9 protein-coding genes are annotated in these 8,385 nt (G+C 35.6%); 2 read left to right on the forward strand and 7 right to left on the reverse strand.

Going from position 1 to position 8,385, the window contains the following annotated elements:
• Positions 1–2 precede the first annotated feature (2 nt).
• The 5 genes from OMO38_RS18395 to ruvX form a co-directional block, all read right to left on the reverse strand.
• The gene (locus OMO38_RS18395) at positions 3–1,082 is read right to left on the reverse strand and encodes an FUSC family protein (protein WP_264751639.1); all 1,080 of its coding nucleotides are present in this window, start codon (positions 1,080–1,082) and stop codon (positions 3–5) included.
• Positions 1,083–1,850 (reverse strand): nucleoside triphosphate pyrophosphohydrolase, encoded by a 768-nt coding sequence (gene mazG / locus OMO38_RS18400; protein WP_264751640.1) that lies wholly within the window; start codon positions 1,848–1,850, stop codon positions 1,083–1,085.
• A gap of 375 nt (positions 1,851–2,225) precedes the next feature.
• Positions 2,226–2,789: a DUF5606 family protein gene (locus OMO38_RS18405; RefSeq protein WP_264751641.1), complete on the reverse strand. Its 564-nt coding sequence runs from the start codon at positions 2,787–2,789 to the stop codon at positions 2,226–2,228.
• Between the two features lie 75 nt (positions 2,790–2,864).
• Positions 2,865–3,437, reverse strand: coding sequence for a peptide deformylase (gene def, locus OMO38_RS18410; protein ID WP_264751642.1), 573 nt, complete (start codon positions 3,435–3,437; stop codon positions 2,865–2,867).
• Entirely contained in the window at positions 3,434–3,850 is a 417-nt protein-coding gene (ruvX, locus tag OMO38_RS18415) for a Holliday junction resolvase RuvX (protein ID WP_264751643.1), read from the reverse strand. Before ruvX ends, def begins: the two co-directional genes overlap by 4 nt.
• A gap of 115 nt (positions 3,851–3,965) precedes the next feature.
• On the opposite strand from ruvX, the gene OMO38_RS18420 reads away from it, so the two are divergent.
• The gene (locus OMO38_RS18420) at positions 3,966–4,442 is read left to right on the forward strand and encodes a SixA phosphatase family protein (RefSeq protein ID WP_264751644.1); all 477 of its coding nucleotides are present in this window, start codon (positions 3,966–3,968) and stop codon (positions 4,440–4,442) included.
• Between the two features lie 12 nt (positions 4,443–4,454).
• Here the strand turns inward: OMO38_RS18420 and OMO38_RS18425 are convergent, their stop codons facing one another.
• Entirely contained in the window at positions 4,455–5,633 is a 1,179-nt protein-coding gene (locus OMO38_RS18425; RefSeq protein ID WP_264751645.1) for a T9SS type A sorting domain-containing protein, read from the reverse strand.
• Between the two features lie 191 nt (positions 5,634–5,824).
• On the reverse strand, positions 5,825–7,366 hold the full coding sequence (locus OMO38_RS18430; RefSeq protein WP_264751646.1) for a serine hydrolase: 1,542 nt from the start codon (positions 7,364–7,366) through the stop codon (positions 5,825–5,827).
• 175 nt (positions 7,367–7,541) lie between these two features.
• Here OMO38_RS18430 and OMO38_RS18435 point away from each other — a divergent pair, with 175 nt between their 5' ends.
• Positions 7,542–8,039, forward strand: coding sequence for a metallophosphoesterase family protein (locus tag OMO38_RS18435; RefSeq protein ID WP_264751647.1), 498 nt, complete (start codon positions 7,542–7,544; stop codon positions 8,037–8,039).
• Positions 8,040–8,385 lie beyond the last annotated feature (346 nt).

Below are 8,385 nucleotides of genomic sequence, written 5' to 3' on the forward strand. Positions count from 1 at the left end.
TTTTATTTTTTTAATTTTTTAAACTGAAAAAAAGAATACCTGATGTTTTTCTCCAGCTGATTGATGATCTGTTGATGGTGCAGAAGAAATCCGGCTCCCAATCCCATCAAGCTTCCGATAACCGTATCAAGCAGTCTCGCCTCCATAAGATCTTCAACATTATGATGAATGGGACTTCCTGCTTCTACCAAAAGTAAGGTGAGTGGCGTAAGAAAAATAACGGCCAAACCGTAATTTCTCACAATCATTAATTCTACTATGAATTGTAAAACTACAATAATTCCTATCATTATAATCTTTTCGGGATCAAAAAGTAAAATCAACCAGGCCAGACCAAGACCAATAAAAGTTCCGAAAATTCTGTGCATATTTCTTTGTCGCACATGCTCGAAATTCCGTCCCTGAATAATGGCGACGGTAGAAATAGAAATCCAGTAGGTATTTTGAAACTTTAGAACGTGGCCAACAATTAAAGTCAGCATCATGATTAAACCGATAATCGCACTTTCTACAAATTTGGTGTATCTTTTCTTTTTGAAAACTCTCCTTGGTACACTTACCACTTCACTTTTTTCCACAAAAACGGAATAGATAAAAGCCAGTGAACATGAGAGAATAGCTCCCATTGCCACCAACCCTACTCTCGTCGGAATCATTTCTAAATCAAACTGATAAGTACTCGCCATTGCAGCAAGCATAATGAAGAAAAAATTTCCCGGTGGCGGAATCTTAAAATATGAAGTGATAAAATGTGACAGAAAAGAAACAATCCCAAAGGACAGCGCTGCCATATAAATATTAAAACTAAAAAAAAGACTGACGGTAAAGGAAAAGATCATCCCAAAAGCACAGACCGCCAAATGAATCATTCGCTGACTGATGGGCGCTGTAGTATAATACAGAATCGTCAGTGCACCCAAACTTGAGAGACTTCCGTAATTTGGTTTTCCGGAAAACCAGCCCAACAAAAGTGGCGTACCAATGCACAAAGCCGCAAGAAACGGAAAATGCCATTTCCTTTCGGTTTTTTTTATTTCAATCAGATACTGAAATCGGTTTCGTGCTGGGTGACTGGTCTTCATTTAGTCAAATTGTTTTGCTTTTTCCCAGAGAATATCCATTTCTTCAAGCGACATTTCGCCCAATTTTAAATTTTCCTTTAAGGCTAAATTTTCCATTTTCTGGAATCTTGAAATGAACTTCAGATTGGTTCTTTCCAAAGCAGAATCCGGGTTTAAACCTGAAATTCTTGCATAGTTAATCAGTGAGAAAAACACATCTCCCAATTCCTGCTCTTTTTTCCCTGAATCAGTTTCGTCATGAAATTCCTGAATTTCTTCATCCACTTTTTTCCACGCATCTTCTGCATCATGAAATTCAAAACCAATTCCCTTCACTTTATCCTGAATTCTGTACGCTTTTACCATACTTGGCAATCCCTTCGGAACTCCGCCCAGAATAGATTTATTCCCTTCTTTCAGTTTAAGTTTTTCCCAGTTTTGTTTTACTTCTTCTTCGTCTTTCACTTCAGTATCACCATAAATATGAGGATGACGGAAAATCAGCTTTTCGTTTAAAGAATTGATGACATCGGCGATATCAAAACTCTCTTTCTCCGAACCTATTTTAGCATAAAAAACCAAATGCAGAAGCACGTCGCCTAGTTCTTTTTTAATTTCTATTAAATCTTCCTGCAAAAGCGCATCTGAAAGTTCATACGTTTCTTCCAATGTCAGATGACGAAGCGTCTGAAGCGTCTGTTTTTGATCCCAAGGACATTTTTCACGAAGGTCATCCATAATATCCAATAGTCTTCCGAAAGCTTCGAGTTTTTCCTGTCTGGTATTCATAATTTGAGTGTTGATTTCATGCAAATTTAAGGTAAATCTTTATTAGTTCTTTTGTCTTGAAATCAAAGATTCGACGAAATCAAACAAAAGAATCAGTCCCGAAGCCTCGGGAAAAGACTTGGAAAATTCCGCTAAAAATTAATAACCGATCCTACAATTCCCAAAACTCGTGCGAATTCTCAATCAATTCTTCAGTTCAAAATTGATTTCACGCTTCAAACAGTTGGAATTTTTTAACGGATTAACATTTAATTTTGACTCCGTCGAATCTTTGATTTCTTAACGCTCCATTTTTCCTAAGTCAATTTTTTTTAGCCTAAAAACAAAAAACCTCATCATTACTGATAAGGTTTTGTATAAATTCAGATAAATTGATTATCCCATTTTTCTGTGTGTACTTTTTGTAGCTGCCTTAGCTCCTGTACTTGCTTTTACTTTTGGAGTTGCAGGCTTATCTGCTTTTGGAGCTGCTTTCTTAGGAGCTGCCTTTTCTCCGGTGATATCACCTTCAGCGCTTTCTCCTTCTACAGTTTCCGTCTCAGCTTTTACGAAGCTTTCCGGAGTGATGTATCCTGCTTTGTGAAGAATGTTGTACCATTGAGCTAACTTTTTGATGTCAGAAAAATATACTCTTTCTGTATCATAATTTGGAAGAGATGCTCCCATAAACTCTTTCAACTCATCCTCAGAAGATTTGTGAGAAATCGTTTCTTTGTACTCATAGTTTTTAGCAATATTTTCAAAAACTTCGAACAAAGGAACTTCTTTATCGAATGTAAACATTGCGATATTATCCAACAAACTCACCTGGCTTGAGTTACCGATGCTTACTTTCTTTTTTGTTGTAACGTCTTCAATAATAAATCCGTTTTTCAATTGCGAAACTAATTTGTAAAGACCTGGTTTACCAGAAATCGAAATTATTTTTTCTAACAGCATAATCTTATTTTTTTTAAATTTTAGCAATTTGCTCAAGACAAACTGCAGTTTATTGTTTATTTATTTTCTATTTTTTTACTTCGGAAACCTCATTTTGTAGCTGATGGCTACGTCACCCTGAGAAATTTTCACCAATTTACCTTTGACCAGTTTTTTCTTTAGAGAACTCAAATGATCAGTAAATAACGTCCCTTCAATATGGTCATATTCATGCTGAATTACGCGGGCTCTAATATCGGAAAAAGTTTCTTTATGCTTAACAAAATTTTCGTCATAATATTCTATAACGATCGTACTTTTTCTCTTCACATCTTCTCTTACATCGGGAATCGAAAGACAGCCTTCATTAAACTTCCACTCTTCACCAGACTCTTCAAGAATCTGAGCATTGATGAATACTTTCTTGAAATCTTTCAGCTCCTCGGCAATATCTTCATAATCTTCATCTTCTGCCAACGGAGTTACATCTACGATAAAAATACGGATATCAAGACCAATCTGTGGCGCTGCAAGCCCAATACCATTGGCACTGTACATCGTCTCAAACATATTGTCGATGAGCTCCTGCAGACCAGGATAATCTTTATCTATATCTTTTCCTACTTTTCTCAAAACAGGATCTCCAAAGGCTCTAATTGGTAAAATCATCTTGTTCTTTGTTCTAAAAAATTCTGCAATATGATGGTTGCGCTTACTCTATCTATTAATCCTTTCTCCTGTCTCTGTTTTTTACTTTTCCCGCTTTGGGAGATAAAAAAAGAGGCCATTTTTGATGTAAATCTCTCATCCAAACGATGAACCTGAATGGCAGGAAATTCAATTTTGAAACTTTCTATAAATTTCAGAATATCAGTTTCCACTTCAGAAAGATTTCCCTTCAAATCTGTCGGCAGACCCACGACAATGTCTTCAACTTTGTTTTCGCTGAAATATTTCTTCAAAAATCCCATTAAAAACTTCGTTTCTACAGTCTGCAGTGCACTGGCGATAATCCTCATATCATCGGTTACTGCAAGGCCACAGCGAGCCTTTCCGTAGTCTATCGCAAGGATTTGTCCCATAAGTCTGCAAATTTAAGAAATTTTAATGATTTTATCCATAACGTAGTTTTTTTTATAAAATGATGTCACTTTCCACAATTTTTTTTTATAATTTTAATATTCCAAACTCAGAACTATGAAGAATCTCATCCTTGTAAGACATGCAAAAAGCGATTGGCCGGAAGAAATGGACGATTTTGACAGACCATTGGCAGACAAAGGTTTACAGGACGCATTGAAAATGTCTAAATTTCTTAAAAACCAAAATATCCTGATCGATCAGTTTGTGTCGAGTCCTGCGGTGAGAGCTCTAAGTACGTGTAAAGTTTTTAACCAAACTTATCGTTTAGATCTGACAACAAACGACAAACTTTATAATCCCTCAGAAAACAATTTCAATTCTGTCATTTATGATTTGGACGATCAGATAAATTCTGTCGCTCTGTTTTCTCACAACAACGGAATTTCAAATTTTGCCAATTATATAACTGACAACATTTTCCATTTTTCAACATGTGGTGTCGCAGGTTTTGAAATCGATTGCAATTCGTGGTCTGAATTTGACGGTGCGAAGAAAAAGTTTTTGTTTTATTATGAGCCTAATAAAATTTAAACATTTTTACACTTACTTTTTAATAATCTTCTTGGACGTTTTTTTATTGTCAGATTTGATAACTACCAAATACTGTCCTGATTTCAAATGATGAATATTAATAGATTTTGAGGGATTAGAGATTGAAAATACTAATCTTCCTGCTGTATCAAATATTTCCACACTTTGAATTTTATTTTCTGTAGAAATATCAAAAACATCTACTACCGGATTAGGATAAATTTTTACGTTATTAGTTACAGATTGATTTTCTGCTACACTAAGAACGTCATTGCAGGTTGAATTTACGATGCAAGATGAATTGTAGCCAGACGATGGATTAGAAACAATTGTATTTTGAATGGTTGAAATTTGGCTGGAATCACAACAGATATACTGCAGATTTGGGGTCACACTGAAATTCATAGTTTCAATAGCACCATTTTTTATATACAAAGAAGTTAAATCAGTATTTCCCCAAATATTAAGGTAATCCAATTGATTTTGATCTTCAAAATTTAATGTTGTAAAATAATTATTATGTAAATCTACCCAGGTTAGACTATGCAGTCCTGTTAAATCAATTGTAGTAAGAACACTACCGGAGATTTGGACGTATTCAAGATTATTGCATCCCAATACCTGAGCTGAGGCAAGAAGATCATTCATAGCACAATCGATCTCTTTCAAAGCAGAATGGTTTGATACATTCAGAGATGTAAGAGTCGTATTGTAAAATCTCACTTTCTCTAGGGCTGTACAAGTACTCAGATCAACAGTATCTAAATTAAAACTGTCTTCAATTTTTAATTCTAAAAGTCCGGTATTTCCCTGCAGATTTACTGTTTGAAGAACATTACCCACGTGGGTATAATATTTTAGCATCGGCATTTGATGCAAATCGACTGTCGTAATATCGTTTGAGTATATATTCAGGCTGGAAACATTTGTGAAATTTCTAATCCCTTCCACAGAGCTTACTCCTCCAAGCTCAATATTTAGATAACCGACCAATGAGGCTTCAATCAATGAAATTTCGCCATCATTATTAGAATCAATTTTAAAAAAATTACCGTTAAGATCTTTTGCTGTAGTTACATTAGGTCCTGCCCCAACAAGAACTGCTTTAAAAACAGGGTCCGGGAAAACAATATTTTGGCTATTCATTAACAGGAAAACCAAAATAAATACTGAAGTAAATATTTTTTTCATTAGATGTGTGTTTCAACAAAGATAAAAGAAAATTTACATTCAAAAACAATTCTAGATAAATATTCACCACAGTGATATAAAATATTTAATTTTTATACCATTAGGAATTTTCTTAATAAAAAAACGGGCTCAAAGCCCGTTTCTACTGATATTTTATAAAGTATGAGAGCCTGTTTAAAATTTCATGAAAATTATTTTCTTTTTAAATCTAAATCATCAAAATCAAAACTGAAATCTGTGATATCTGAAATCGCTTTCATCTTTGCCGATTCTGCCTTTCCGTTTTCATCGTAGCTGAAAATAATGTAAGCATCGGCATCGTAGCTTCGGTCATCCCATTTAACGATAAAAGAATTGTTTGAATAAGGAAGCAGTTCGCCTTTCAGTCTCGGAGAATTTTTACATGAAATTCTGTAGGTATTTCCCTGCTGAACAATTTCTACATCCCCAAACCAGACATCATTATATTTCCCGACAAACTGCTCGGCTGTAGGCTGAAGGTTTTTATCTTTTTTAAAGGCTTCTGATTTTGCGAACGCTTCTTTTTTCTGTTTTTCATATTCCGCGTTGGCTTTTGACATTCTGTCACCGTACGTCTTCAGCCAGTTTCTGTCGGCAACGCCTAAATATGAATCTTTCACAGTGTTTGTAATTGTGTTGAACGCTGCTCCAGACTGCTGGTTTGTCAACACAACGATTCCCAGTTTCATATCCGGAATTAAGGTAAACTGAGTTACCGTTCCAATTAAACCACCTGTATGCTGAACCTGTTTATGACCTTTTATATCGCTTAAGAACCAACCTAATCCATAACCGTAAAAACCTGTATCATAAGGATTCTTCATCGCTACCGGACTTGCAATCTGTAAATTCCAAAGCTGCTGAATCTGTTTGTCGGAAACTAATTTCTTTCCGTCTTTCGTTGTAAATCCGTTGAGAAGAAATTCTGCCCAGGTCGTCATATCCTTAATGTTACTCATAATTCCTCCCGCCGCATTTGCTGTTTCATTCCAGTCATGAGGTACAGCGATTACTTTTCCGTCTGCAGGCGCATGCGCGTCGATTTTATTGGCAACTGCTTTTGCTCTGTTATAACTTCCGAAACTAGCGTTCATTCCTACAGGTTTCATAATTCTCTGTTCAATAAATTCTGCCCACGTCAACCCGGAAACTCTGTGAATTACTTCTCCGGCAACAATAAACATGACATTATTATAATCTAATGTTGTTCTGAAAGGATTTTCAGGTTTTAAGTATCTTACATTATGAACGATATCATTCACCGTTAAACTTCCACCTTCCGGAAAGAACATTAAATCGCCCTGTCCCAAACCTAATCCTGCTCTGTGCGTCACTAAATCTCTGATGGTCACATTTTGCGAAACGTAGGCATCATTCATCTGAAATTCAGGCAGGTATTTTGACACTTTATCATCCCAGTTCAGCTTTCCTTCATCTGCCAAAATCGCAAGTGCCGTACAGGTAAACGCTTTTGAATTAGAAGCAATTCCAACGAGAGTTGTATCATCCATAGGCTGTTTCGACGTTAATGAACTTACTCCAAAACCTTTAGAGTAAATAATTTTCCCGTCTTTGATGACTCCCACAGACATTCCCGGAACTTCAAAGGTTTTTAAAGTATTTTGAATGAGTTCATCCAATTTCTTTTCTTCGACCTGAGCGAATGTGATAAAGGAGACGAGTACAAAGAATAGAGATAGCTTTTGCTTCATTTTTTTAATTTTTCCAAAGTTAATCAATTCGGGATTATTGAGTAAATTTGCGACTGATTGAAAACCGCAAAAGAGGCAAAAGATTTTTGCACTTAAGCTTTCAAAGTCTGTAAAACGATTTTGAAAGCTTTTTAAATAATTTCTTTTGATTTTCGAAGTAAAAAATGAAATTTTAATGACCAAAATCCTTCTCCTCTCCGATTCCCACTCTTACATTGATGACCGAATTTTAGATTATGCAAAACAGGCTGATGAGATTTGGCACTGCGGAGATTTCGGGAGTTTTGAAATCATTGAACAGCTTGAAAAAATAAAACCTTTAAAAGGGGTTTGGGGAAATATCGACGGCGCAAAAATCCGTTCAGAATTTCCTGAGGTCAACCGGTTTTTCTGCGAAAAAGTTGAAGTTCTGATGATTCACATCGGTGGTTATCCCGGAAAATACACGCCACTGGCTCAGAAAGAAATTTCAGTGAAAGCTCCGAAGTTGTTTATATCAGGACATTCTCATATTTTGAAGGCGATGTACGATCAGAAAAACAATCTGTTGCATTTAAATCCTGGAGCTTGTGGAAAACAGGGATGGCATAAAATGAGAACGATGATGCGGTTTGTAGTTGATGGAGAGGAAATAAAAGATCTGGAGGTAATTGAACTGGGAGCGAAAGTTTAATTTGAAAACACAAATATCACAAAGGATTTTCATTATTAACCCTAAAGAAATTTGTAAGGATTTATGATAAAATTTTTAATTGGTTGGAAAAGCTTTAAAAGTTATCTTACTAAATAAAATTCACTTTGTTTCTCGCAATGATAAATCGATGTAATGCAGGAATTCCCCTCCAGAGGAGAAGTGGTGGAAATTCTGAAGGGATTTTTGACGGGTGGTTTTAGCCCCGATGTTCTATGTTAATCTGCAAATTCTTTAAGTTAAAATTTTAAGGTTTTCTGATAATCTGCCTGATAAGCTATTTTGTTTTTCACTACACCGAAACAGATCCTTAAAAGCTTGTTGCAAA

The sequence above is a fragment of the Chryseobacterium kimseyorum genome (genome assembly GCF_025971945.1).
Taxonomy (GTDB): domain Bacteria; phylum Bacteroidota; class Bacteroidia; order Flavobacteriales; family Weeksellaceae; genus Chryseobacterium; species Chryseobacterium kimseyorum.